The following is a 24502-nucleotide window of genomic DNA, read 5'->3' on the forward strand; positions in this document are numbered from 1 at the left end:
CGCACGCGCGCGCTCTCAGCCGAGTGCCGCGCGCGAGCGGTTCAGGTAGTCACGGAAGGCCGACCGTTCACGGGCGGTGAAGCCCGTGAGCATCTCGTCCTCCAGCGCCTGGACGGCCGGGGCGTGGAGGTCGAGCAGCGCGCGGCCCGCGTCGGTGAGGCTGATGACCTGGCGCCGCTTGCTCAGCGGGTCGGGGGACTTCACGACGAGGCCGCGCCGCTCCAGCGCGCCGACGAGGTCGGACATCGACTGGGGCGTGACGAAGGAGTTGCGGGCGAGCTCCGCCGAGGACATGTTGTCCCGGCGTTCGAGCACCGTGAGTGCCGTGTACTGGAGGGCGGTGACGCCCGAGGGCTTGAGCAGGTCGTCGAGCCGTGCCCGGGTGGCCAGTTCGACCTGTTTCACCGAGTACAGCAGCGACGGCACCGTGGCCTCCGTCACTGTCCCTCCCTCTCCTCAAGCCATCATCAGGAATCCTGTCGAAAATTCTAGCCCAACCCCCTTGTCCGGAGGAGGCTTCCCTGTCGATACTCAGGATTCCTGATAATCGAGGAGTCCTTCTTGAGCACGCTTTCGATCGACCGCCGCGACGGAGTGGCGATCCTGACGCTCTGCCGCCCGGCCAAGCGCAACGCCCTCGACGACGCCACGGTGCTGCGCATCGAGGAGTTCTTCCGCAAGCCGGGCGCCGACGTCCGCGCGGTCGTCCTGGACGCCGAGGGAGACCACTTCTCGGCCGGACTCGACCTCGGCGAGCTGACCGAGCGGTCCACCGGCGAGGCCCTGGAGCACTCGCTCATGTGGCACCGGGTCTTCGACACCATCGAGGGCGGCGGCGTGCCCGTGGTCGCCGCGCTGAAGGGCGCCGTGATCGGCGGCGGTCTGGAGCTGGCCGCCACCGCGCACCTCCGCGTGGCCGAGCCCTCCACGTTCTACGCGCTCCCCGAGGGCCAGCGCGGCCTGTTCGTCGGAGGCGGCGGCTCGGTCCGTATCCCCCGGCTCATCGGCGCGCACCGCATGGCGGACATGATGCTCACCGGCCGTGTCCTGAGCGCCGACGAGGGGCAGGCCTTCGGCCTCTCCCACTACCTCACCGCGGAGGGCGGCGCCCGCGCCAAGGCCGTGGAGCTGGCCGAGCGGATCGCCACGAACGCGCCGCTCACCAACTTCGCCGTCCTCCAGGCGCTCCCCCGGATCGCCGAGGCCTCCCCGGCCGGCGGCATGCTGCTGGAATCCCTGATGTCCTCCGTCGCCGCCGGCAGCGCCGACGCCCAGGAGAGGATGCGGGCGTTCCTCGACGGCCGCGCCGGAAAGGTCACCCGATGAGCGAGAGCAGCAGAGCGACCCCCGGCGACGCCCCGGACGGCGAGATCCTCGGCGTCCCCGGCGCCGACGTCCTCGACGCGTCCGAGATCGGCCGCTTCATCGGCTGGCTCGCCGCCGAGCGCGGGCTGACGTTCACCGACTACGACGGCCTGTGGCAGTGGTCCGTCACGGACCTCGAAGGCTTCTGGTCGGCGGTCTGGGAGTTCTTCGACGTCCGCCCGCACACCGAGCCGACGGCCGTCCTCGGCCGGAAGTCGATGCCGGACACCGAGTGGTTCCCCGGCGCGACCCTCAACTACGCCGAGCACGTCCTGCGCCGGGTCGGCGCCGACGGCACGGAGCACGACGACTCCGCCGTCGCGGTCGTCGCCCACTCGCAGACCCGCGAGCCGGTCGAGCTGACCTTCGGCGAGCTGCGCGAGCAGGTCGGCCGGGCCCGCGCCGGTCTGCTCCGCCTCGGCGTCCGCGAGGGCGACCGGGTCGTCGCGTACCTCCCGAACATCCCCGAGACGCTCGTCGCCTTCCTCGCCACCGCGAGCATCGGCGCGGTCTGGGCGGCCTGCGCGCCGGAGTTCGGCCCGCGCAGCGTCGTCGACCGCTTCGCCCAGCTCGAACCGAAGGTGCTGCTGACCGTCGCCGGGTACCGCTTCGGCGAGAAGGACGTCGACCGCCGTGCCGAGGTGGCGGAGATCGTCGCCCAGCTGCCGACCCTCCAGCACGTCGTGCACGTGCCGTACGGCGCGAACGGGCTTCCCGACACCCTGCCCTGGGGCGAGCTGCTCGCCGAGCCCGGCGAGGCCGTGTTCGCGCCGGTGCCGTTCGACCACCCGCTGTTCGTGCTCTTCTCCTCCGGCACCACCGGCATCCCGAAGGCGATCGTCCACCGCCACGGCGGGATCCTGCTCGAACACCTCAAGAACAACGCGCTGAGCTGGGACCTCAAGCCGGGCGACCGGATGCTGTGGTTCAGCACGACCGCGTGGATGCTCTGGAACACGCTGGTCTCGGCGCTCCTCGTCCGCGCCTCGGTCGTCATGATCGACGGCAACCCCGTCCACCCCGACCTGCGGGCGCAGTGGCGCATCGCGGAGGAGACGGGCGCGACTCTCATGGGCGTCAGCCCCGGCTACCTGATGGCCTGCCGGAAGGCCGGCGTCCGCCCCGCCGAGGAGTTCGACCTCTCGCGCCTGCGGCAGCTCGGCGCCGCCGGCAGCCCGCTGGCCGCCGAGGGCTTCCGCTGGGTGGCCGAGCAGTTCGGCGACCGGGTGCTCCTGAACGTCGGCTGCGGCGGTACGGACGTGTGCACCGGCATCCTCCAGGGCAGCCCGCTCCAGACCGTCCGCGCGGGCGAGATCTCCGGCCCGTGCCTCGGCGTCGCCGCGTACGCCTTCGACAGCCGGGGCGAGCGGGTCGTCGGCGAACTGGGCGAGCTGGTGATCACCGAGCCTATGCCGTCGATGCCGGTCGGCTTCTGGGGTGACACCGACGGTTCGCGCTACCGCGCCGCGTACTTCGAGGAGTTCCCGGGCGTGTGGCGGCACGGCGACTGGGTGCGGTTCGCCGAGGAGGGCCACTGCGTCGTCGCGGGCCGCTCCGACGCCACCCTCAACCGGGGCGGTGTCCGGCTCGGCACGGCGGAGTTCTACGCGGTCGTCGAGGACCTGCCGGAGATCGAGGACAGCCTCGTCGTCCACATCGAGGACCCGGAGGGCGGCAACGGCGAACTGCTCCTCTTCGTCTCGGGACCGGTCGACCTCGACGACGTGCTCCGCAAGAAGATCGCCGTGGCGCTCCGCACCGCCCTCTCGCCGCGCCACGTCCCCGACGTCGTCGCGCGGGTGCCGCTGATCCCGCGCAACCGCACGGGCAAGAAGCTGGAGGTCCCGGTGAAGCGGATCCTCCTCGGCGCGACCCCCGAGTCCGTCGCGAGCAAGGACGTCCTCGCCGACCCGCGCTCGCTCGACGCCTTCGTCGCGTACGCCGCCGAGCGCGCGGCCGCGGTCACCGGCGGGAGCGCGTCATGAGGGTCGCCGTCGTCGGCACCGGAGTCATCGGCGCCTCCTGGACGACGCTCTTCCTCCGGTACGGGCACGAGGTCGTCGCCACCGACCCCGCGCCGGGCGCGGAGGACCGGCTGCGGGCGGCCGTCACCGCCGACCAGGACCTGCTGACGTTCACGGCCGACCTCGAAGAGGCCGTAGCGGACGCCGAGTTCGTCCAGGAGAACGGGCCCGAGCGGCCCGAACTCAAGGACGGGGTCTTCGCCGCGCTCGACGCGGCCGCCCCGGCCGGGACGGTCCTGGCGAGCAGCTCCTCCGGGCTGCTCCCCTCCCGGATCCAGCAGGCCTGCGCGGCCCACCCCGAGCGGGTCCTCGTCGGCCACCCCTTCAACCCGCCGCACCTCATCCCGCTGGTCGAGGTCGTGCCGGGCGAACGGACGAGCGAGACGGCCGTCGAGACGGCCCTGGCCTTCTACCGGAGCCTCGGCCGCCGGCCGATCCGGCTCCGCCGGGAGCTCCCCGGCCACGTCGCCAACCGGCTCCAGGCGGCCCTGTGGCGGGAGGCGTACTCCCTGGTGGACCAGGGCGCGGCGACGGTCTCCGACATCGACACCGCCATCGCCCACGGCCCCGGCCTGCGCTGGGCGCTGCTCGGCCCGTTCCTCAACCAGCACCTCTCGGGCGGCGCGGGCGGCATCGCGCACGTCCTGGAGCACCTCGGCCCGCCGATGGAGGACTGGTGGGCCGACCTGGGCACGCCGAGCCTGACGCCGGAGCTCGCGCGGCGGATCACCGAGGGGGTCGCGGAGGAGCTGGCCGGGACCGCCGTGGAGTCGCTGACCGCCGAGCGGGACGCCCTCCTGAACCATCTCATCGAAGCCAAGAACCGGACCGAGCACCTGTGAGCCCCCGATGAACGCACTCAACGTCGCCGGCCTGACGGCGATCGACTTCCACGTCCACGTGGAGCAGGACGCCCACGGTCATCTCGCCCTCGACGCCGAGCTGATGGACGCCTCGGCCGCGTACTTCAAGTCCGGCCAGGACCGCACCCCGACCGTCGAGCGGCTCGCCGAGCACTACCGCGAGCGGAACATGGCGGCCGTGATCTTCACGGTGGACGCCACGACGGGCCTCGGCCACCCGGCCCTGTCCAGCGAGGAGATCGCCCGGGCGGCCGCCGAACACCCCGACGTGCTCGTCCCGTTCGGCTCGGTCGACCCGCACCGCCCGGACGCCGTCGAGCGGGCCCGCTCGCTCGTCCTCGACCACGGCGTGCGCGGCTTCAAGTTCCACCCGAGCCTCCAGGCCTTCGCCCCGAACGCCCCCGAGCACTACCCGCTCTACGAGGCGCTCCAGGAGCTCGGCGTCCCCGCCCTGTTCCACACGGGACAGACGGGCATCGGCGCGGGCCTGCCCGGCGGGCGCGGGATCAAGCTGCGGTACTCCGACCCGATGCTCCTCGACGACGTCGCCGCCGACTTCCCCGGTCTGACGATCGTCCTGGCGCACCCGTCGGTGCCGTGGCAGGACGAGGCGATCTCGATCGCCACGCACAAGGCGAACGTGTACATCGACCTGTCGGGCTGGTCGCCGAAGTACTTCCCGCCGCAGCTCGTCCGTGCCGCCGGCTCCTTCCTCCGGCACAAGGTGCTGTTCGGCTCGGACTTCCCGGTGGTCACCCCCGACCGCTGGCTGCGCGACTTCGACACCCTCGACATCAAGCCGGAGGTCCGTCCGCTGATCCTGAAGGAGAACGCGATCCGGGTCCTGGGGCTCTGACACCCCCTCGGAAGGGTGAACCCGTTTGCCAGCCTGATCCGCCGCGCCCTACCGTTCTGAGCTGCTGAAACGCCCCACGCCTCACGCTCCAGGACAGAAGGGCGCCTCCATGGCTGCCGACCGGCCTGACGACGACCGACCGGCCCGCGCGCTCGGCAGGGCGCTGCGCGACCTCCAACGACGCTCCGGGTGCACGCTGAAGGCCCTGGAGGAGAAGGTCCTCATCAGCGACTCCTCGCTCTCCCGGTACTTCCGGGGGACGACGGTGCCGCCGTGGGAGACCGTGCGCGACCTGTGCGAGGCGCTGGACGGCGACCCGTCGGCGTACCGGCATCTGTGGCTGGCGGCGGACGGCGGTCAGCGGAAGGCGGCGACGCCCGCGCCGGAGGAGACACCGGCGCCGGAGCCCGTGCCCGTACCCGTTCGAAAGGCGCGCGGGGCCGGGGGACTTGCCGGGGTCGCCCTCGGTCTGGCGCTCGGGATCACGGGCACGGTGCTCGTGGTCCAGCCGGAGTCGCCGCCTTCGTCGGCCGGCGGCGACGAGGCGCCACCGGCCGCCGGACGGGCGGGCTCCGCCGCCTCCGACGTCCATCGCATCTTCGTGAGCCGCGCGACGGGCGCCTGCCTCGACGACAGTCTCGACCAGGGCACCCGTTCGTACGCGTGCAACGGCATGTCCTACCAGCGCTGGACGGTGCACACCACGGAGGACGGCGGTGTGGAACTGCGGAACCACGCGACGGGCCGGTGCCTTGAGCACACACCCCGGGGGCCGTCGGCCCGGGACTGCGGACCGGCGCCGAGCCAGCGGTGGACCGTGACCGCCCGGGACGACACGGCGGTGGAGGTCCGGAGCGCGACCTCCGGGCTCTGCCTCGACGACGGCACGGAGGGCCTGCGCGCGCTCCCGTGCGACCGGTCGGCGCGCCAGCAGTGGGGTTAGGTCAGGACAGGCCCTCGCCGGCCGACCTCACCTGCACGGCGTCCAGCTCCGCGTACCGCTCCCCCTTGGTGAGACGGACGGTGTTCCACCCCTTGCCGAGGTCCACGTCCAGCGGGACCTCGCGCGAGCGCCACTCGTCCCAGCCGGTGTACGGGTAGTCGACGGCGCCCGCGGACGTTCCGTTCACCGTGAGGGAGTGGGTCGCGGACGCGGGAGCCCCGGCGACGTCCAGGGAGCCGTTGCCGTAACGGACGCTCAGGGTGTGCCGCCCGGCGTCGCTCGCGAAGACGCGGAACTCCACGAAGCTGTCGGGCTCGTCGATGTGGCCGACGGCCCGGTCGCCCCAGGCGTCCCTGGCCTGCCGGACGGTCGCCCGGTGGAGGCGGGCGAGCTCGGCCTCGTACGTGACCTTGTTGCCGGAGACGTACGGGCGGCCGTCCTCGAACGTCAGCGCGGCCGCGTACAGCACCCGGCGTGAACGGTCGGCGCCGACGTACCCGTGGAAGAGGATCCGGTCCCGGCCGTCGGGTCCGGTGACGACGTCCTGCCCGCCGGGTCCGCCCACGGCGCCCGACCAGGACTCCGTGGTCATGAGGGGCGCGTCCCCCTTCACGTACGGGCCGGTGAGGGTGTCGGCGGTGGCCCAGCCCGTCGCGTACCCGTCACCACGGTAGTCGCCGGCCGAGTACAGGAGGACGTACCGGCCGTGGCGCTTCACGAGCGTGGGCGCCTCGACGAGTCCGTTCTCCCAGGCCCGGTCCTGCTTCACGAGCCGCACCGCCTCGCCGGTGACGCGGGTGCCGTCCTGGGCGAGCGGCTGGAGGTGGAGCCAGGTGTCCAGCTCGCAGCAGTTGCCGTCGCTCTTCCAGAGCAGGTGGCGCGTGCCGTTCTCGGTGTACGTGGACGCGTCGATGGCGCCGCCTTCCTCGGTCGGGCAGACGAGTGGCCGGTCTCCGGCCGGGCGGAACGGGCCGCCGGGCGTGGCGGCGAGGGCCGCTCCGACGCACTGCCGTCCGCCGACGCGGTCGCGGGCCGTGTAGAGGAGGGTGAACCCGTCGCCGTTGTCGAAGACCTCGGGTGCCCAGACGTGCCCGGGCGGGTCGAGCGTGACCCAGGCGCCGACGGTGGGCAGTACGTCGGCCGGGTCGGCGGTCCAGTGGACCAGGTCGGTCGAGGTGGCGTGCTGGATGTTCCGGCCGTGGGCGTTGGTGGCGTAGGCGTGGAAGACGCCGTCGGCCGCCCGGACGACGTCCGGGTCGGCGAAGTCCTGGTCGAGGACGGGGGCGAGGGGCGCGGACCGTACAAGGGCGGCGGGGGCAACGGGGGCGGGCCGCGCGGGCGCGGGGCCGACGGGCAGCGCCGCGAGGCAGGACGCGGCGCCCAGGACGAGTGCCGCGGCGGCGGTCCGCCGGGGGATTCCGTTCTTCTTCGGTCTGTTCACACCAGGAGAACGACGACGGCGGCGCGGCGTCCCGGGATGGGTACGTCCCCGCAGGTCAGGAGAGGTGGGATCCCGACTTGGCGGGACTGCCCGGGACACGCTTGCGGCCGTGTTCCCGACCCCCGCATGCTTCGGTTTGTCGGGCCAGGGCCGCCGCCGCGGCACCGCCGACGGCGCGCCCCTTCCCTCCCCCACCCCACTCTCCGCGAGGAGCCCCCGTGCCCAGGCACCCCCATGTCCGCACCCTCACCGCGACCGCCCTCACCGCGCTCTCCGCCCTCACGGCCCTGGCTCTCCTGACCGGCCCGGACGGACCGGCGGCGGAGGAGCGACCACCCCCGTCCCTGCCCCGTGCCGCCGGAGCGGCCACGGCGGAGGACCGCCTCCTGCACGACGCCGAACAGCGGCTGCTCCGCGACTGCATGGCCCGGCAGGGCTTCACGTACCGCGTCTTCCCGCTCGACGAGGTGCCCGAGGCGAGGACCTTCGCGTACGTGCTCGACGACGCGGCTTGGGCCGGGAAGCACGGTTACGGCTCCGAGTTGCGGCGGCGGCAACGGGAACTCGCCCGGACCGACCCGAACCGCGCCTACTTCGCCGCCCTGCCGGCCGCCCGCAAGGCGGCGGCCCTCGTCGCCGCCAACGGCCCCTCCCCGGAGGGCCTGACGGTACGGCTCCCGGGCGGCGGAACGGTCCGGCGCAGCGACCGCGGCTGCGTCGCCGAGTCCCGGCGGCTGCTGTACGGGGACGCCGTCGCCTGGTTCCGTACGTCGACCCGCGTCGAGGCGCTGGAGCAGCTCCGGCGCGGCCGCGTCACGGCCGACGCCGCCTACGGCGCGCGGCTTGCCGCCTGGCGCCTGTGCCTGCGGCGCGCCGGGCACCCGTACGCCACCCCGGCCGAGGCCCGTGACGCCGCGCTCTCCCCCGTACGCCCGCTCACCAGGGACCGCGAGCTCGCCCTCGCGCTCGCGGAGGTGCGGTGCGCAGGGGAGTCGGGGCTCGCCCGGACGGCGCGGGAGCTCGACGACCACCACGGCAGGCTCCTGGCCCGCGAGTACCGCGCGGACGTCGAGACGTACGAGCGGCTCAGGGCGGCGGCGCTGCCCCGCGCGCGCCGCGTCCTGGCGCCCGGCGCCTGACCCGGCCCTGACGGGGCCCCCAGACCCCGCCGCGTGCACCTCACCCGGCGGTCGACCCACCCGAGAAGGAGATCCACCATGCGTATCAAGCGTGCCCTCGTCACCGCGCTCACCGTCGGGGCCATGGCCCTGATGACGGCCCCGGGGGCCGAGGCCTCCGCGACCGCGCCCACAACCGCCTCCGCCTCTGCCTCCGTGCCCTCGTCCGTCCCCGCGCCCGACGGCTTCCTCTACGCCTGGGAGCACCCGCACGCCGGCGGGTTCCACTGCCGCTGGAACGCGGAGAACGCCAACTGGGCCGGCTGCCGCAACAAGGTCTCGGACGTGTGGAACAACGGCTTCCCGGGTCGTGGTGAGGACGTCCGGCTGTTCTACGGGCTCAACATGACGGGCTCCTGGGTCTGCCTCCACCGGGGCGACTCCTTCCCCGACCTGGAGACCGACGACGTGCGCTTCTTCAGCGTCGGCGCGGGCCGGGGCGAGCGCGTGAACGACAACGTGTCCTCGCACGACTGGGTCGACCGCTGCTGAGACCGCTCCTGAGGTCAGCCTCTCACCGGTGCCGGCCCGACGGGACTGTCCGTCGGGCCGGCGCCCTGTGCGGCGGCGAGCCGGGCCTGGGTCAGCCGGTTGTAGGGGCTGTCGGGCCGCAGTCCGCTCCGCTCGCTGAGGAGGGCGCGGGCGAGGTCGTACCGTCCGGCGGCGAGCGCCGATTCGAGCAGGGTCTTCTGGACGGCGTCGCGCTGGGCGTGGCTGCCGCCGTACTCGTGGAGACGGCGGCGGATCGGCGCGAGGAGGTCGACGACGGCGGCGTGGTCGCCGCGGGCGTGGGCGAGCAGGGCGCGGCAGACGGGGAGGCCGATGTCGGCGGTCATGGCACGGTTGGAGACGACGAACTCGCCGGGGTTGTCGTGCCGTTGGAGCCATCGCTCGCGCTCGCCGATCAGCCGCTCGGCGGCGGCGGGCCGGCCGGCGCCGACGTAGGCCATGACGGCGTGTACGTCGTTGAAGGCGTAGAAGGCCGGGTCGTCCCGCAGGGCCCAGGCGTCGGCGAGCGCCTCCCACCGTGCGGTCTGCTCGGCACCGGCCAGGTGGAACCGCCACAACAGGGCCGAGGCGTCGAGGAGTTGCATGGCGAGGTCGGGGGACTCGCCGGTGTGCAGGGAGGTGTCGTAGACCCGCAGGGCGGTGTCGGTGTCACCGGTTTCGAGCGCGAAGAGGGCGTAGTGCCACCAGTTGTGCACCGTGAGGAAGTTGCCGTCGGTCCAGTCGCCGGTGCGCGCGTCGAGATAGGCGACGCCCTCGCCGAACCGGCCCCGCATCTCGTGGGTGTGCACGACCGCGTGGATGGCCCACACGTCGCGGGGGTGACGGGCGACCGCCTCCTGACCCACGTCCTCCGCGCGGTCGTACTGCCCCGACTCCTCCAGGCCGAAGGCGTACATGCCGAGCAGCGGGCCCCGGTGAGGGTCGTCCGCGTCCCAGGCGGAGAGCGCGCCGCCGATCCGGTCGCGCAGGCGCACGGCGTCGCCGGTGAGGAAGTCGAGCTGGTGGCCGACGAAGAGCGCGAGGGCGTCGCGCGGGTACGCGAGGGTGAGCTCCTCCAGCACCCCGGACGCCCGCCCGAGGTCGCCCGCGAGCAGCGCCTCGGCGGCGGCCGTGTGCAGCCGCTCGCGCGGCGGGAGCGCCGTACGGTCGAGGCCGGAGGCGTACGTGTCGAACCGGCGCCGCGCGGCGGCGGCGTCGGCGGGTTCGGTGCCGAGGACGCCCAGGTAGGCGGCGAAGGCCTGCCCGACGGGCGAGGCGGGGTCGGCGAGCAGGAGGTCCTCGACGGCCGGGGAGACCTCGGGCCGGAAGAAGAGCAGGGCCTCGACGGCCCGGTCCAGGTGCGCGGCCCCTTCCGCCGTGCCTTCGTGGAGGGTGTGGCCGTACCGGTCGTGCACCACCGTGGATCACCTCACGTCCGCCAGGAGCCGCCAGGGCCGTTCGGTCCCGATGGTAGGGCCTGTCTGACAATTGGCGTCGGATCAGGCCGGGTCGTTCGGTGCGTGCGATCGGCGTGCGGCCGGGGCGCCGTCGATGGGGCCTCCCCTGCTCGAGCGAAGCCGAGAGCTTGGGGAAGGAGCTACGGGGGCGTTTCGGCCGTGCGGCGAGCGTGCGTGCCGGGCGGGCCGGACCCGGCGGGAATGGTCAGGCAGGCCCTAGCGGCCGGGGGCGGATCCCGTGCGGGCCTGGCGGACCGCGTCCTCCGGGTCCAGCCGGGCGCCTCGCTCGTACGCCTCCGTGAACGCGTCCGCTCCCAGCGCGCCCCGCGCGGCGGCGGTCACCCGGTCGACGTCGGCGCGTTCGGCGGGCGGGAGCGGGGCCCCGGCCCGGCGCCGGGCGGCGGCGGCCGCGCCCAGGAGGAGGGCCGCGCGGGTGGCGGCGGGGCCGTCGCCGGGGAGGGCGGCGGCGCCGGCGAGGCCCTCCAGGGAGAGGGCCAGGGCGCGGGGCTCGGCGAGGGCGAGGGCGACGTCCAGGCCGGCCAGGTGGTGGGAGGCGGCGGCGCGCGCGTCGCCGCGCAGCTCGGCGACGAAGCCGAGTTCGGCCAGGAGCAGGTGGTCGCCCGCCTGGGAGGAGACGTCGGCGTGGCCGTCGCGGATGCGCAGCAGGTGCGCCTCGGCCGCGTCGAGGTCGCCCGAGCGGCGGGCGCCGAGGGCGAGGCCCATCTGGGAGTGGATCTCGCCGTACCGGTAGCCCTGTTCGGCGGCGATCCGATGCGCCTGTTCGTGCAGGTCGCGGGCGCGGTCCCAGTCGCGGGCGAGCAGCGCGAGCCGTCCGAGGCCCGATAGCCGCGCGGACACCTCCGCCTCCAGGCCCCATTCCCGGGCCAGCAGCAGCCCTTCGTGCTGGAGGCGCTCCGCCTCCCCGTACTCGCCCTTGATCTCGGCGAGCGCGGCAAGCGGCGAGACCGTCTGCAACTCCCCCCACCTGTCTCCGAGTTCACGGAAGTTCCGGGCGCTGCGCCGCCCGTCGCGGCCGAGTCCGGCGAGGTCGCCGCGGACCAGCGCGAGGGTGGCGCGCAGCCCGAGCGCGGCGGCGGTGCCCCACGCGTCCTCCGCGGTGGTGGAGAGCGCGAGGGCGCGGGTGTTCAGCTCGGCGCTCCCGGCCGCGTCTCCCGCGCTGAACAGGCCGTATGCGCAGAGCCAGAGCGCGCGGGCCCGGCGGACGGGATCGGCGATGGTGTCGGCGACCTCGTCGGCAAGGGTGTCGGCGGCGGGGGTGGCGGCCGCGTGACCGGGGTCCTCGGCCGTCGTGGCGGCTGCCGTGTGATCGCCGGTGAGCAGGGCGAAGGCGGCGTGCAGCAGGGCCAGTTCAGCGGGACCGGCCTGGGCGGCGGCGCCGGCGGTGGTCCCGCCGGTCGCGGCCAGCACCGCGCCGAGGCTGCGGCGGGCCTCCGTGAGGCGGCCGCGCAGCAGCCACCACCACGCCAGGGCCGTGGCCAGCCGGACCGCCTGGCCCGGGTCGCCCGCGCCCGCCCGGCGCACCGCCTCGTCGAGCGCCGCGCGCAGGTTGCCGGCCTCCGCGTCGAGCCGGGTCAGCCACGGCCGCTGCCCGGCGCCGCGCAGGTGCGGCTCGGCGCGTTCGGCCAGGTCCAGGTAGTGGCGCAAATGCCGGTCCCGTACGGCGGCGAGGTCCTCCATCTCGTGGAGCCGCTCGGTCGCGTACGCGGCGACGGACTCCAGGAGCCGGTAGCGGGGTCCCGTGGGCCCGTCCACCATGACCACCAGGGACCGGTGGACCAGCCGGGTGACGAGGTCGAGCACCTCGTCACGGCCGACGCCGTCCCCCGCGCAGACGGCCTCGGCGGCGGCCAGGTCGCAGCCGTCGCTGTGGGCGGCGAGGCGGCGCAGGACGATCCGTTCGGGCGCGCTGAGAAGCTCCCAGCTCCAGTCGATCACCGCCCGCAGCGTCTGCTGCCGGGGCGGGGCGCCGCGCTGCCCGAAGGTCAGCACCCGGAACCGGTCGTTGAGCCGTTCCGCCAACTCCCGTACACCGATGGCCCGTACCCGGGTGGCGGCGAGCTCCAGCGCGAGCGGGATGCCGTCGAGACGACGGCAGATCTCGGCGACGGCCCGCCGGTCGGGGTCGTCCGGCGCGTCCGGGTCGCGCGGGAAGCCGGGGGTGGCGGCGGAGGCGCGCTCCATGAACATCCGGACCGCGTCGGCGGGCGGCAGCGGCTCGACGAGGAACATCACCTCGCCCGCCAGGCCGAGCGGCTCCTGCCCGGTGGCGAGGATCCGCAGGCCGGGGGCGGTGCGCAGGAGCAGCTCGGCGAGCTCGGCGGCGGCGTCGACGACGTGCTCGCAGTTGTCCAGGACGAGCAGGATGCGGCGGTCGCGCAGGGCCGCGGCGAGGCGGTGCGGCAGGGAGGGGGTTCCGGTGCCGGTGACCGGCAGCGAGTGCGGGGTGTCGTCGCGGACGCCGAGCGTGGCGGCGACGACCTGGGCCAGGTCGGCGGCGGTGGCGGCGCGGATGCCGGAGAACTCCACGAGCCAGACCCCGTCGGCCGGTTCACCGTCTCGACCGCCGTCCCGGCCGGCGTTCCGACCCCCGTCCTGACCGGCGTTCCGCTCGGCGGTGGCCGCCGCCACGGCCAGCCGCGTCTTGCCGACGCCTCCGGGGCCGGTGAGCGTCACCAGCCGGGTGCCGGAGAGCAGCCGGGAGAGATCGGCGAGTGCTTCGCGTCGGCCGACGAGCGAGGTGAGGGGCACGGGGAGGTTGGAGGGGGAGGGGGCCTGCGGGGCGGGAGGCGCGTCCGGCACGGGCACCGCGGGCGCCTCGTCCCGGTCCCGCGCGGGCGCCGTGGCCGGCGTGAGGTCCGCCGGGTCGGTGGTGCGGTTCGGCGCCGACCCGTACGCGTAGGCCCCCGCGCTCAGTTCGGGTTCCTGGCGCAGCACCGCCCGGTGCAGCGAGGCCAGTTCGGGGCTCGGGTCGACGCCCAGCTCCTCCACCAGCCGGATGCGCAGGTCCTCGTACGAGGCGAGGGCCTCGCTCTGGCGCCCGGCCGCGTACAGGACCCGTATCTGGACGGCGCGCAGGCGCTCCCGCAGCGGGTGGGCCGTCACGAGGTCGGCCAACTCCCCGGCGAGGAGCGCGTGGTCCCCCGCTTCGAGGCGGGCCTCCGCCTGTTCCTCCAGCACCGAGAGGCGCTGCTCCGCGAGGCGTTGGGCGGCTCCCCGGACGAAGGGGCCGTCGGCGAAGTCGGCGTACGCCGGTCCGCGCCACAGCTCCAGGGCCTCGGTGAGCAGCGCGGCCCGCGCGCGCGGGTCCCTGATGGGACGGGCCTCGGTCACCAGGGCGCGGAACCGTACGGCGTCGACCTCGTCGGGCTCGTCGCCGTCGAGCCGGAGCCGGTAGCCGGGGGGCTGGCGGACCACCCGGTCGCGGCCGACGACCCGGCGCAGCTGGGAGACCTTGGCCTGGAGGGCGCCCGAGGGGCTGGCGGGAGGGGCGTCGCCCCACAGGTCGTGGATGAGCCGGTCGGCGGAGACGGGTTCCCCGTCGTGCGCGAGCAGGTCGGCGAGCAGGGCCCTGACCTTGGCTTCGGGGACTGCGACTTCCCGTCCCTCGCCGTCCCACACCACCAGTGACCCCAGCACCCCGTACCGCATGACCGCCACCGTACATGCCCGTCGGACCGGCGCCGCGGCCCTCGGCCGCCCCGAAGGATTCCCGAAGGTTTCCCGAAGCGCTCGGGCGCAGAGTCGTTCCTGCCGGTGGCAGCACTCCACCGGGGAGCAGCGGGCACGTGGGAAGGGACTGGGGCCGATGACCAGGTACGCGGGCAGAAGGGCCCTGGTCGCCGGTGAGGTCACCGGCATCGGTCTGGCCATCGCCAAGCGCCTCGTGGAGGGCGGGGCGACGGTCCTGCTGACCGCCCGCGACGGCGAGGAGCGCGCGCACGCGGTCGCCGAACTCGGCTCCACCGCCGTCGTTCTCGCGCCGGCGGACCTGGCGGCGGCGCTCGCCGGAGGGGACGCGCCCGGCTTCGGCGGCGTCGACCTCCTCTTCGCCGACACCGTCCCCGCCGCGCGCCCCCTGCTGCCGTACCTGAAGGACGGCGGAGCGATCGTGCTGACGGCCCCCACCCGACCCTCCGAGGCCGTGCCGGCGTTCGCCGCCGAGCTCGCCTCCCGGGGTGTCCGGGTCAACGCGGTGGCCCCGGGCTGTATCGAGGCGCCGGGCTCCGGCGCCGTACCCCTGCCGCCGCTGGGACGGCTCGGTGCCGCCGAGGAGGTGGCCCGCGCCGCGCTGTTCCTCGCCACGGAGGCGACGTTCACGACGGGGGCCAGGCTCCCCGTCGACGGCGGCCTCGGCCGCCCGTGAACCGGCCTGCACCCGCCCTCCGGCCCCGGCCCCGGCCTCGACTCCGGCTCCGGCTCCGGCTCCGGCTCCGGCCGCCCTCTGCCCTTTCTCAGACTCCGCATCCCCTTTTCGTGACCCTGGAGCACACCCCATGAGCACCGCACCCGACACGGCGCCGTCCGCCGCCGCGGACCCGCAGGCGAAGACCGGGGGCGACGAGCAGCGGAAGCTTCCGCTGTTCGCGCTGCTGGCCCTGGCCACAGCCGTCTTCATCACCAGCCTCACCGAGACCCTTCCCGCCGGTCTGCTGCCCGCGATGAGCCAGGACCTGGGGGTCAGCGAGTCCGCGACCGGCCAGACGGTCACCGTGTACGCGATCGGCACCGCCCTGACCGCGATCCCGCTCACCGCGGCCACCGCGGGCTGGCGGCGCAAGAAGCTGCTGCTCACGGCCGTGGCCGGGTTCGCCCTCGCCAACACCGTGACGGCCGTGTCGTCGGTGTACGAGCTGACCATGGCGGCCCGGTTCGTCGCCGGTGTCGCGGCCGGTGTCGCCTGGGCCCTGCTCGCCGGGTACTCCCGCCGCATGGCCCCCGTCCACCTCCAGGGCAAGGCGATGGCCATCGCCATGGCCGGCATCCCCGTGGCGCTCTCCCTCGGCGTCCCCGCCGGCACGTTCCTCGGGGACTGGCTCGGCTGGCGGGTGGCCTTCCTGTCGATGACGGCCCTCACGGTCGTGCTCCTGGTGTGGATCTTCGCCGCCGTGCCGGACTACCCCGGGCAGGAGCGCGGCGAGCGGCCCAGGATGCTGCAGGCCCTGCGCGTCCCCGGGGTCACCCCGGTCCTCTTCGTCACGCTGGTCTTCGTCCTCGCACACACGATCCTGTACGCGTACATCGCCACCTACCTGGAGGACCTCGGCCTCGGCTCCTCCACCGGGCTGATCCTGCTCGTCTTCGGCGCCGCCTCGCTGGCGAGCATCTGGGTCGTCGGCGCGCAGATCAACCGCCGTCTGCGCGGACTCACCATCGGCGGCGCCCTGCTCGTCGCCGCCGCCGCGCTGCTGCTTGGCGTGTTCTCCGGCTCCACCGCCCTCGTCTACGTCGCCGCGGTGCTGTGGGGACTCGGCTGGGGTGGCGTGCCGACCCTGCTCCAGACCGCCGTGGGCGACGCGGGCGGTGACTCCGCGGACGCGGCCCAGGCGATGCTCGTGACGCTCTGGAACGTCGCGATGGCGGGCGGCGGCATCGTCGGCGGCATCCTCCTCGACGTGGTCGGCAGCGAGTCCTTCCCGTGGACGGTCCTGCTGCTCCTGCTGCCGGTGATCGCGGTCGTGCTCCAGGCCCGTCAGGCGGGCTTCCCCGCCCGACGGCCGGTGGCCGCCGAGGCCGACGTCGAGGCCGACACCGACGCCGACACCGTCGCCGAGGAGTCCTCGACTCCGGTCTCCTGAGGCCGGGTCAGCACCGTGTCGTGGCTATGTTCATGATTTGTTGACACTTCACCAGTCAGCCCCGCCGAACCGGCTCCACCACGGGTGGAGCCGGTTCTGCTACCTGCACGCACCGCCCGCGCATACCTGGCTGGATCGCGTTTCCGCAGGTCGGACGGTGAATTCGCGAAATGGGCGGCCGATCGCGGAAAAAGCCGCCCCGAACGATACTTTCGCCTCGTACTGATGTGCCATGCATCGGCTCGGGCACGAGCGATGCCGAGTATCGAGGGGGCGTGGCGTTCCATGCCGTCAAGTGAAGTACGCGCGCCGGCGCCGGGCGATGCCGCGGGCATCCAGGCGTTCTCCGACGAGATCTTCCGGGCCTTCCCGAGGCCAGAGCAGCGCCGCTGGGCCCAGGCGTATCTGTGGGCACTGATCCATGGAGACGGCAAGAAGACGCCTCGGCGGATGGCACTGGCCGATTCCTTACCGGCGGCCGCGGCACACGGCTTCCACCAGTTCATCAACGCCAGCCCCTGGGACTGGAATCCGGTACGCCGCAGGCTGGCCGGCCGGGTGGCCGCGCGGACGACACCGCGGGCCTGGACCGTCGCCGAACTCGTCATCCCGAAGCGGGGCGAGCACTCGGTGGGCGTGCGCCGAAGGGTGGACGCCGACACCGGACGCACCGTCAACTCCCAGCGCGCGCTGGTCTTCTTCCTCGCCTCGGGCACCCAGTGCTACCCGGTGGGCTGGAGCCTCGTGCTCGACGGCCCGTGGGAATCGGACCGGGAGCGCAGACGCCGGGCGCGGATCCCGGGGTCCGAGGCCGGGCGCACCGCCGCCGACCACGTCAGCGGGTTCGCCGCCGCGGTGGCGGCTCAGCCCCGACTCCCCCGTGTGCCCTGGGTGTTGGACCTGACCCGCTGCGACCAGGCGGCCGGGGTCCTCGCGGGTCTCGCCCGGGAGCGGGCCGACGTGGTGTGCGAGGTCTCCCCGGACCGTCCCGTGCTCCCGGGCGGGCCGCCGACGTCCGTCGTGACCACCGTGAGCGCGCTCATGGAGACGCGGCACGCCCGGCAGACCTCCATCATGCTGCGGAAGCCCCCCGAGGGCCGGGTCCGGGCGGTGCCCGTGCACACGTACGCGGGCACGGTGACCGTGCCCCGGCCGGCGCCGGGCGAGGGCGGGGGCGTACGCCCGTACCGCCTCCTGGAACGGCCCGACCCCGACGGCCGGAGACCACCCCGGTACTGGCTGACCACGCTCACCGAGCACCGGGTGGACGAGGTCCTGCGGCTGGCGCGCAGCCACACCGCGGCGCTCTCCGCCGTGTCGGTGCTCCGTGAGCGGTTCGGCGTCCTCGACTTCGAGGGCCGTTCCTTCCCCGGCTGGCACCACCACATGACCATGGCCTCGGCGGCCTACGTCCACCAGCTCCTTCCCCACGCCTGACGTGACCGACGAGAAAGGAGGGCGCGTGAGACGGGTACTCGTGGTGGAGCCGGACGCCGCCGCGGCGACGGCCAGGGTGGGGCATCTGCGGCGGCAGGGATTCCACGCCCGCAGTGTCTCCACCGGGGAGCGGGCCCTGCGGGAGTACGGCGACGCGGATCTGGTGCTCTTCTCGCTGGATCTGCCCGACATCGACGGACTGGAGCTGTGCCGGTCCCTGCACGACGGCGGGACCACCGCGCTGATCGCGGTCGCCGAGGCCGACGCCGAACTGGAGCGGGTCCTGGTACTCCACGCGGGCGCGGACGACTGTGTGGTGAAGACCTGGGGATTCCGGGAGGTCGGGGCCAGAATCGAAGCGGTGCTGCGTCGCGCCCAGCCCCGGAGAAACCTTCCGGCGACCATTTCCCTGCGTCATCTGCATATCGATCCGGAGGTGCGGGAAGTGCGCCTGCACGACCGGCTCGTCGATGTCACGGGGAAGGAATTCGACCTGCTGTACACCCTGGCCGCGACCCCCGAAACGGTGGTCACGCGAAAAGAGCTGATGGCCCGGGTCTGGGGAAACGAATGGGGGCACAACAGCCGCACGATCGACACGCACGTGAGCAGCCTCCGGGCGAAACTCGGAGCCGTCGGCTGGATCGTGACGGTCCGGGGCGTCGGCTACCGGATGGGGTACGTCCGGCGGATGCCGGAGACGTCCACCGGCTGAGCGGACCGCGGCACTGAGCGGACCGCGGTGACGGGGAGCGCCCCGGGGCACGGTGTCCCGGGGCGCTCTCCGTCAGACCGCCGCCCTTTCGAGGCGGCGCAGCAGCGGGTGGTGCGCCTCGCTCGTCTCCCCCACCGCCCGTCGCGCCCACCAGGCCGAGGCCAGGTTCGAGGTCAGCAGCGTGCGGTGCGGGTCCGTCCGGGCCAGCTCGGCGAGGGCGGCGAGCGTGCCCATGCCCGTACCCGTGAAGAGCAGGGCCGTGTCCGAGGGCAGCTCCCGTTCCCGTATCGCGCGGAGTATCGCCTCGGTCGTCACCGCGTACGGGTCGTAGCGCGCGTCCCCGTCCACGCTCGTGGCCGGCTCCGCCGGGACGAGCACCACCCCGTCGACCGTGAGCCCGGCCTGCTCCCAGAAGGCGCGGGAGGTGTCGGTGAGCCACGGCTCGTACGGGGAGACGAGGGTCAGGCGGGTCACTCCGAGCGCCTCGCAGGCCGCGAGGATCGCCTGTGTGGAGGACTGGACGGGCGAGCCGACCCGCTCGGACAAGGCCTCGCAGAAGGCCCGGTCGCCCGCCGGCTCCAGCAGGTAGTGCGAGGCGCTGCACGCCACGACGGTGGCGTCCAGGCGCAGCGCTCCGAAGCTGCCGAGCAGCTCCGGCAGCACGTCGTTGTACGTCTCCAGCATCGTCCGGAGCCCGGCTCCCGGGGTCACCGGGAAACGGGAGGTGTACACGTTCATCCCGTCACCGAGCAGATGGTTGAACTCCGGTTCCGCCGTGGGGTTTTCCGGCGGAACGACGACCCCCAGCCGGGGCAGCGAGAAGAGATCCATGCCCGCACAGTAGGGCGCGAGCCGCCCCGACGGGGGCTCCGCGCCCGCTCTTTGGCACGCCCGCACATCACCTTTGCGCCGCCTGTCCTTCCTGACATTCCCCGACACTGCGCAATACAGCCCTCACACGGCAGGCGTTGCCCTTTCCGGCCAGGCGCCGAAGGATATGGATCAACGAACGCGGGGTCCTGACGAACGGATCCGCGATCGCCGGCCTTTCCCGGACGAGAGGAAAAGGAAATGACAGCGGAAGCACCGGATCCGGAGAGTCCGCCCCGGATATCCGACGCGACACTGCGGGACTCGGCACACATGGCGGGGGTCGAGTTCGGTCCCGAGGACGCCGCAGCCATCGCCGGCCTGCTGGTGCGCACGGGCGTCGAACTCGTCGAGGTGGGCATGGTGTCCGGCCCGGACTCCAAGGACGCCGACCTCGTCCTCGCCACCCACGAGGCGATCACCCCCGAGCGGAGCATGACGCTCCTCGTCGTGCGCGACCGGCATCAGGTCGCCACCGCACTGGACGAGGCCGAGCGCCTCGGCGTGCGGCACATCATGTACTCCATCCCCACCTCCGAGGAGCACGCGCGGCTGAAGCTGGACTCGGCCAGTCCGAAGTTCCTTCAGGTGCTGGCCCGTTCGGCGATCCAGCAGGCCAAGGAGCGCGGCTTCCACGTCACGTTCAGCGGCGAGGACGGCGCCCGTACGCCCAGGGAGCGGCTCGTTCCCTACGTGGAGGCGGGGTTCGCCGCGGGGGCCGACCGGTTCCGGCTCGCGGAGACGGTCGCGTACCTCTCACCCTGGCAGATGGAGAAGGTGATCGCCGATCTGACGGCGATCGACGGCTCCGAGATCGAGATCCACTCGCACAACATGCTGGGCATGGCCGTCGCCAACTCCCTGGCCGCCGTGCGGGCGGGCGCCCAGTGGATCTCCGCGACCGTCGGCGGCATCGGCGAGCGCGGCGGCAACGCCCCGCTGGCCGAACTGCTCACCTCGCTCCGCGTGATCCACGGCGACACGCGCTTCGACCTCACCCACCTCACCGAGCTGTCCCGGCTCGCCCTCAGGGGCACCGGCCTCGGGGAAGCCTTCCAGTCCGGGCCGACCACCCCGCACGCCTTCGCCTACGAGCTGCCGGGCCAGCTGAGCAACCCGGAGGCCTACGAGACGCTTCCGGCCGAACTCGTCGGGAACACGCGCGAGTTGCGGGTGCGCAGCCGTCTCACCACCGCCCTGGTCCGCTGGGCCCTGAAGGACTCGGGCCTCGAGGTCGACGTCGACGCCTTCACCGCCTGGCTGGCCGAGCGGCAGGAGCGGGACGGCAGGCCGCTCCTCGACCGGAGCACGATCCGTGCCGCGGCCGCCGACTTCCGGCTCGTTCCCGCATAAGCCGCGTACGCCGCGTAACCCGCGTCACCCGCAACACCTGCGCGACCCGCGCGACCTGCGCGTCCCGCGTGTCCCGCGTGTCCCGCGTGTCCCGCGTGTCCCGCGTACCCGCGTGTCCGCGTACCCGCACAACCCACCTTATTTCTCACAGGAGTTCCTCATGCCCACCGCCACCCTGACCGGCGTATGCCCCGAGTGCGAGACCGACCTGACCGTGCCCCCGGTCACCCAGGGCGAGACGCTCTCCTGCCCCGAGTGCATCCTGACCCTCCGTGTCGAGGCGGTCGTGGACGGCCGTCTGACGCTGGAGATGGTCGAGGTCCAGCTGCGCGACTGGGGCCAGTGACATGGGCGCCCCCCGTCCCGTCGCGGTCGTCGCGGACCGTGTCGCCTGGGAGGAACGCCTGCTCATCGAGGCGGCCCCGGCCTTCGGTCTCCGTATCGACTGGGTCAACGACGAATCCCTCTCCCTCGGCCACCCGGACGCCCCGGCGATCAGGGGGTACGACACCCTCCTGATCCGCAGCCGCAGCTACACCCGCGGCGGGCTCATCGCCACGCTCGCCGAAGCCGCCGGCGTCCCCACCCTGAACACCGCCCGCGCCGTCCACGCCTGCGAGAACAAGGCCGCGCTGCGCGCCCTGCTCCGGACGGCGGGCGTGCCGGTGCCGGACCACCGGCTCGCGCTCTCCCGCAAGGACTTCGACAAGGCGCTCGGCGATCTGCCGCTGCCCCTCGTCCTCAAGCCCGTCTTCGGCGGGATGGGCAAGCGGGTCACCCTCATCCGTGACGCCGACACCGCCCACTCCGTGTACGACTACGTCGAGGACCTGGCCCACGCCTTCGAGCAGGCCAGCCTGGTCGAGCCGTACCTCGGCGGCAGCTCGGTGCGGTGCTTCGTCGTCGGGCGTGAGCTGATCGGCGCCGCCGAGTTCCAGAGCGGCGGCAGCGACTGGCGCAACAACGCGGCCCTCGGCAACAAGAACCGCGCGATCGCCCACGACCCCGACATCGTCAAGATCGTCGACGGAGTGGTGGACGCCCTCGGCCCCGGGATCTACGGGGTCGACCTCTTCGCCACCCCCGACGGCTACGTCGTCAACGAGGTCAACCACGCCCCCGCCTTCCGGGCCGTGGCCTCCGCCACCGGAGCGGACATCCCTTCGGCCATCGGCCGTTATCTACAGGAGCTCCTCGCGTGATCCGTGCAGGAGTCGTCGGCGCCTCCGGGCTCGCCGGCGGCGAACTCATCCGCCTCATCACCCAGCACCCCGACCTGGAACTGACCTTCCTGGGCGGCTCCTCCCACATCGGACGGCGGCCCTCCGAGCTCCACCCCGGCCTCCGCCTCGACCACGGCCTGACCGTGCGACCCGTCACCGAGGAGGTCGCGGACGAGGTCGACGTCCTGTTCCTGGCCACCCCGGCGCCGGTCTCCGCCGAGCTCTCCTCGCTCCTCGCGGACCGCGTCCCGGCCATCGTCGACCTCAGCGGCGCCTTCCGGATCCGCACCCCGGAGCTCCACGACCGCTGGTACCCGAAGGTCAGCCGGCGCACCGACCTCGCGGACCGCTTCGTCTACGGCGTGCCCGAGCTCATCGGCGACCGGCTCAAGGACGCCGCGCTGATCTCGCTCCCCGGCTGCTACGCCACCGCGATCACCCTGGGCCTGGCCCCGCTCACCCTCGGACTCGGGCTCGACCTGAAGACGGTCGTGGTGGACGGGAAGAGCGGGTCCAGCGGCGGCGGCATCAAGCTGCGCACCTCCGACCTGCACCCCTTCCGGGCCGGGGCCATCGCCCCGTACTCCCCGACCGGGCACCGGCACGCCGCCGAGGTCGGCGACTTCCTGAAGCGGAGCGGGTCCGGCACGATCGGGAACCTGTCCATGTCGGCGTACGGCGTCCCCAACGTCCGTGGCCTGCTGACCAGTTCGTACGTGTTCACCGACGAGAAGGTGTCCCAGCGCGAGCTGAACCGGGCCTACCTCCGCTTCTACAAGGGGCGCCCGTTCGTCCGGGTGCGGCGGCACGACGAGACGCTGATCCCGGTTCCCGACCCCCAGGTCGTCCTCGGCTCCAACTACGCGGACGTCACCGTCCTGCTCGACGAGGAAGGCGGCCGGATCGTCGTGCTCGCCGCGCTCGACAACCTCGTCAAGGGGGCCGCGGGCCAGGCCGTGCAGGTGACGAACCTGCGGTTCGGCCTGCCGGAGGAGACGGGACTGACGCAGCAGCCGGTGATGCCGGCGTGAGCACCCGAACCCGGCCTTCCGCCCCCGTCGTTCCCACCGTGGTGAAGCTCGGCGGCAGCTGCCTCGACGACCTCGACGGCGGCTGGTGGGACGATCTCGCCCGCCACGGCAGGGACCGCCCCCTCATCCTCGTCCACGGCTGGTCCAAGCCCCTGAAGAAGCTCGACGCCCGCTACAGCGAGCCGTCGGCGATCCTCCGCGACCGGTACGGCAACCAGAGCCGGTGGACCACACCCGAGGTCATCGCCGACATCAAGACCGTCAGCGCCACGCTCGCCGAGGACGTCATCGGCCGGCTGGAGAGCCGGGGCATCACCGCAGGCCGGCTGCTCGGCAGCGACGGGCTGGTCAGCGCGGGCGAGGGCGAGCGGTGGTGGTGGCGGGAGAAGCAGCTCGTCGAGCTGGAGAACCTCGTCGGCCCGATCACCGGGGTGAACGCGGCGCGCATCGGGAACCTCCTGCCGGGCCACGCCTGGCTCGTCACCCCGCTCGCCCGGGACGCGGCGGGCCGGGAGGTCAACACCGACGCCGACCGGGCCGCCGCCGCGATCGCCGGCGCCACCGGCGCCCGTGACCTGGTCCTCGTCACCGACGTGGCCCACCTGCTGATCGACGAGGAGCCGGTGCGCCGGATCAGCGCCGAGGACGCCGCCGCCTTCCGCGACAAGGGCGCCAAGGGCGGCATGCGCAAGAAGCTGCGGGCCGCCGGCGAGGCCCTGGAGCAGGGCGTCGAGCGGGTCGTCATCGGCAGCGCCGCGGTGACGGAGCTCCTCGACGGCACCACCGGCACGGTCGTCACCGGGACCCGGGCCCCCACGACAGGAGCGAACGCATGACGCGGCCCCGAGTGCTCGTCGTGAACAACGGCACTCTTTCCCTCCCGCAACTCCGTTCACGGTTCGAGGAGTTGGGATCGGACACCGAGACCGTCGACGCCTCGTCCGTGCCCGCCCGGGTGGACGGTCGCTACCAGGCGATCGTCCTGAGCGGCACCAAGGTGCGCGCGTACGACAGCGAGTTCTACAAGCCGCTGATCGACCTGGTCACCACCGCGGACGTGCCGGTCTTCGGCATCTGCGGCGGGATGCAGATCCTCGCCGTCGCGGCCGGCGGGCGCCTCGCGGAGGGGCCGCAGCGCGTCGGCGGCCACGAGGCGCAGGTCGACACGGAGGAACCGCTCTTCGCGTACGTGAAGCCGACGGTCACCGTCTTCCACCGGCACACGCTGTACCTCCAGGAGGCTCCGGCGGGCTACCGCTCGATCGGGCGCTCCGAGCACGCGCCCGTGGAGTTCCTGCGCTCGGACGACGGCCGCATCCAGGGCTCCCAGGCCCACCTGGAGTTCCGCAAGGACGGCCTGGAGATCCTGCGCGGATTCGCCCAGCTCTACCAGTGACCCGCCGCTCCACACGTCCTCCACACGCCTGACAGAACAGGGATA

At 73.6% G+C, this 24502-nt stretch carries 22 protein-coding genes; 17 read left to right on the forward strand and 5 right to left on the reverse strand.

The window, feature by feature from the left end; genetic code table 11:
• Positions 1–15: 15 nt before the first annotated feature.
• Complete coding sequence (locus ACFC0Z_RS09950) at positions 16–441, reverse strand: MarR family winged helix-turn-helix transcriptional regulator (RefSeq protein WP_376434678.1); 426 nt, start codon at positions 439–441, stop codon at positions 16–18.
• 120 nt (positions 442–561) lie between these two features.
• On the opposite strand from ACFC0Z_RS09950, the gene ACFC0Z_RS09955 reads away from it, so the two are divergent.
• The 5 genes from ACFC0Z_RS09955 to ACFC0Z_RS09975 all read left to right on the forward strand — a co-directional run bounded on the left by ACFC0Z_RS09955 (position 562) and on the right by ACFC0Z_RS09975 (position 6051).
• Complete coding sequence (locus tag ACFC0Z_RS09955) at positions 562–1326, forward strand: crotonase/enoyl-CoA hydratase family protein (RefSeq protein WP_376434679.1); 765 nt, start codon at positions 562–564, stop codon at positions 1324–1326.
• Complete coding sequence (locus ACFC0Z_RS09960; RefSeq protein WP_376434681.1) at positions 1323–3350, forward strand: acetoacetate--CoA ligase; 2028 nt, start codon at positions 1323–1325, stop codon at positions 3348–3350. The genes ACFC0Z_RS09955 and ACFC0Z_RS09960 overlap by 4 nt, the downstream gene beginning before the upstream one ends.
• Positions 3347–4231, forward strand: coding sequence for a 3-hydroxyacyl-CoA dehydrogenase NAD-binding domain-containing protein (locus ACFC0Z_RS09965; protein WP_376434683.1), 885 nt, complete (start codon positions 3347–3349; stop codon positions 4229–4231). The genes ACFC0Z_RS09960 and ACFC0Z_RS09965 overlap by 4 nt, the downstream gene beginning before the upstream one ends.
• 7 nt (positions 4232–4238) lie before the next feature.
• Entirely contained in the window at positions 4239–5108 is an 870-nt protein-coding gene (locus tag ACFC0Z_RS09970) for an amidohydrolase family protein (protein WP_376434685.1), read from the forward strand.
• 109 nt (positions 5109–5217) lie between these two features.
• Complete coding sequence (locus tag ACFC0Z_RS09975) at positions 5218–6051, forward strand: RICIN domain-containing protein (RefSeq protein ID WP_376434687.1); 834 nt, start codon at positions 5218–5220, stop codon at positions 6049–6051.
• Between the two features lies 1 nt (position 6052).
• Here the strand turns inward: ACFC0Z_RS09975 and ACFC0Z_RS09980 are convergent, their stop codons facing one another.
• On the reverse strand, positions 6053–7492 hold the full coding sequence (locus tag ACFC0Z_RS09980) for a family 43 glycosylhydrolase (RefSeq protein ID WP_376434689.1): 1440 nt from the start codon (positions 7490–7492) through the stop codon (positions 6053–6055).
• A gap of 218 nt (positions 7493–7710) precedes the next feature.
• Between ACFC0Z_RS09980 and ACFC0Z_RS09985 the strand changes: the two genes are divergently transcribed.
• Both ACFC0Z_RS09985 and ACFC0Z_RS09990 read left to right on the forward strand, forming a co-directional pair.
• Positions 7711–8631: a hypothetical protein gene (locus ACFC0Z_RS09985; RefSeq protein ID WP_376434691.1), complete on the forward strand. Its 921-nt coding sequence runs from the start codon at positions 7711–7713 to the stop codon at positions 8629–8631.
• Between the two features lie 78 nt (positions 8632–8709).
• Positions 8710–9162, forward strand: a complete 453-nt coding sequence (locus ACFC0Z_RS09990; RefSeq protein ID WP_376434693.1) for a hypothetical protein — start codon at positions 8710–8712, stop codon at positions 9160–9162.
• A gap of 14 nt (positions 9163–9176) precedes the next feature.
• Here ACFC0Z_RS09990 and ACFC0Z_RS09995 read toward each other — a convergent pair whose 3' ends face one another.
• Both ACFC0Z_RS09995 and ACFC0Z_RS10000 read right to left on the reverse strand, forming a co-directional pair.
• Positions 9177–10577: a tetratricopeptide repeat protein gene (locus tag ACFC0Z_RS09995; RefSeq protein ID WP_376434695.1), complete on the reverse strand. Its 1401-nt coding sequence runs from the start codon at positions 10575–10577 to the stop codon at positions 9177–9179.
• Between the two features lie 255 nt (positions 10578–10832).
• Complete coding sequence (locus ACFC0Z_RS10000; protein WP_376434697.1) at positions 10833–14285, reverse strand: BTAD domain-containing putative transcriptional regulator; 3453 nt, start codon at positions 14283–14285, stop codon at positions 10833–10835.
• Positions 14286–14442: 157 nt separating this feature from the next.
• Between ACFC0Z_RS10000 and ACFC0Z_RS10005 the strand changes: the two genes are divergently transcribed.
• The 4 genes from ACFC0Z_RS10005 to ACFC0Z_RS10020 all read left to right on the forward strand — a co-directional run bounded on the left by ACFC0Z_RS10005 (position 14443) and on the right by ACFC0Z_RS10020 (position 18584).
• A complete protein-coding gene (locus ACFC0Z_RS10005) occupies positions 14443–15000 on the forward strand; it encodes an SDR family NAD(P)-dependent oxidoreductase (protein WP_376434699.1) in 558 nt (185 codons plus the stop codon).
• A gap of 130 nt (positions 15001–15130) precedes the next feature.
• Positions 15131–16432 (forward strand): MFS transporter, encoded by a 1302-nt coding sequence (locus tag ACFC0Z_RS10010; protein ID WP_376434701.1) that lies wholly within the window; start codon positions 15131–15133, stop codon positions 16430–16432.
• Positions 16433–16717: 285 nt separating this feature from the next.
• A complete protein-coding gene (locus ACFC0Z_RS10015; RefSeq protein ID WP_376434703.1) occupies positions 16718–17869 on the forward strand; it encodes a transposase in 1152 nt (383 codons plus the stop codon).
• Between the two features lies 1 nt (position 17870).
• Entirely contained in the window at positions 17871–18584 is a 714-nt protein-coding gene (locus ACFC0Z_RS10020; RefSeq protein ID WP_376434705.1) for a response regulator transcription factor, read from the forward strand.
• A gap of 72 nt (positions 18585–18656) precedes the next feature.
• Here ACFC0Z_RS10020 and ACFC0Z_RS10025 read toward each other — a convergent pair whose 3' ends face one another.
• Positions 18657–19415: an arylmalonate decarboxylase gene (locus tag ACFC0Z_RS10025; protein WP_376434707.1), complete on the reverse strand. Its 759-nt coding sequence runs from the start codon at positions 19413–19415 to the stop codon at positions 18657–18659.
• A 240-nt stretch (positions 19416–19655) separates the two neighbouring features.
• Here ACFC0Z_RS10025 and ACFC0Z_RS10030 point away from each other — a divergent pair, with 240 nt between their 5' ends.
• The 6 genes from ACFC0Z_RS10030 to ACFC0Z_RS10055 all read left to right on the forward strand — a co-directional run bounded on the left by ACFC0Z_RS10030 (position 19656) and on the right by ACFC0Z_RS10055 (position 24457).
• A complete protein-coding gene (locus ACFC0Z_RS10030) occupies positions 19656–20807 on the forward strand; it encodes an isopropylmalate synthase (protein ID WP_376434709.1) in 1152 nt (383 codons plus the stop codon).
• A 160-nt stretch (positions 20808–20967) separates the two neighbouring features.
• Positions 20968–21153 (forward strand): lysine biosynthesis protein LysW, encoded by a 186-nt coding sequence (locus ACFC0Z_RS10035; protein WP_376434711.1) that lies wholly within the window; start codon positions 20968–20970, stop codon positions 21151–21153.
• 1 nt (position 21154) lies between these two features.
• Complete coding sequence (locus ACFC0Z_RS10040; protein WP_376434713.1) at positions 21155–22009, forward strand: RimK family alpha-L-glutamate ligase; 855 nt, start codon at positions 21155–21157, stop codon at positions 22007–22009.
• A complete protein-coding gene (gene argC / locus ACFC0Z_RS10045) occupies positions 22006–23061 on the forward strand; it encodes an N-acetyl-gamma-glutamyl-phosphate reductase (protein ID WP_376434715.1) in 1056 nt (351 codons plus the stop codon). Before ACFC0Z_RS10040 ends, argC begins: the two co-directional genes overlap by 4 nt.
• Entirely contained in the window at positions 23058–23897 is an 840-nt protein-coding gene (locus ACFC0Z_RS10050; protein ID WP_376434717.1) for an acetylglutamate kinase, read from the forward strand. Before argC ends, ACFC0Z_RS10050 begins: the two co-directional genes overlap by 4 nt.
• Complete coding sequence (locus tag ACFC0Z_RS10055; protein WP_376434719.1) at positions 23894–24457, forward strand: type 1 glutamine amidotransferase; 564 nt, start codon at positions 23894–23896, stop codon at positions 24455–24457. The genes ACFC0Z_RS10050 and ACFC0Z_RS10055 overlap by 4 nt, the downstream gene beginning before the upstream one ends.
• Positions 24458–24502: the final 45 nt, after the last annotated feature.

Origin of the sequence: Streptomyces sp. NPDC056144 (assembly GCF_042264145.1) — a bacterium.
Lineage (GTDB): Bacteria > Actinomycetota > Actinomycetes > Streptomycetales > Streptomycetaceae > Streptomyces.

Bases quoted from the DNA above. Each gene is read 5' to 3' on its own strand.
- ACFC0Z_RS09960 (WP_376434681.1), top strand. From the start codon at position 1,323: ATGAGCGAGAGCAGCAGAGCGACCCCCGGCGACGCCCCGGACGGCGAG.
- ACFC0Z_RS09965 (WP_376434683.1), top strand. From the start codon at position 3,347: ATGAGGGTCGCCGTCGTCGGCACCGGAGTCATCGGCGCCTCCTGGACG.
- ACFC0Z_RS09970 (WP_376434685.1), top strand. From the start codon at position 4,239: ATGAACGCACTCAACGTCGCCGGCCTGACGGCGATCGACTTCCACGTC.
- ACFC0Z_RS09975 (WP_376434687.1), top strand. From the start codon at position 5,218: ATGGCTGCCGACCGGCCTGACGACGACCGACCGGCCCGCGCGCTCGGC.
- ACFC0Z_RS09990 (WP_376434693.1), top strand. From the start codon at position 8,710: ATGCGTATCAAGCGTGCCCTCGTCACCGCGCTCACCGTCGGGGCCATG.
- ACFC0Z_RS10000 (WP_376434697.1), bottom strand. From the start codon at position 14,285: ATGCGGTACGGGGTGCTGGGGTCACTGGTGGTGTGGGACGGCGAGGGA.
- ACFC0Z_RS10005 (WP_376434699.1), top strand. From the start codon at position 14,443: ATGACCAGGTACGCGGGCAGAAGGGCCCTGGTCGCCGGTGAGGTCACC.
- ACFC0Z_RS10010 (WP_376434701.1), top strand. From the start codon at position 15,131: ATGAGCACCGCACCCGACACGGCGCCGTCCGCCGCCGCGGACCCGCAG.
- ACFC0Z_RS10015 (WP_376434703.1), top strand. From the start codon at position 16,718: ATGCCGTCAAGTGAAGTACGCGCGCCGGCGCCGGGCGATGCCGCGGGC.
- ACFC0Z_RS10025 (WP_376434707.1), bottom strand. From the start codon at position 19,415: ATGGATCTCTTCTCGCTGCCCCGGCTGGGGGTCGTCGTTCCGCCGGAA.
- ACFC0Z_RS10030 (WP_376434709.1), top strand. From the start codon at position 19,656: ATGACAGCGGAAGCACCGGATCCGGAGAGTCCGCCCCGGATATCCGAC.
- ACFC0Z_RS10035 (WP_376434711.1), top strand. From the start codon at position 20,968: ATGCCCACCGCCACCCTGACCGGCGTATGCCCCGAGTGCGAGACCGAC.
- ACFC0Z_RS10040 (WP_376434713.1), top strand. From the start codon at position 21,155: ATGGGCGCCCCCCGTCCCGTCGCGGTCGTCGCGGACCGTGTCGCCTGG.
- ACFC0Z_RS10055 (WP_376434719.1), top strand. From the start codon at position 23,894: ATGACGCGGCCCCGAGTGCTCGTCGTGAACAACGGCACTCTTTCCCTC.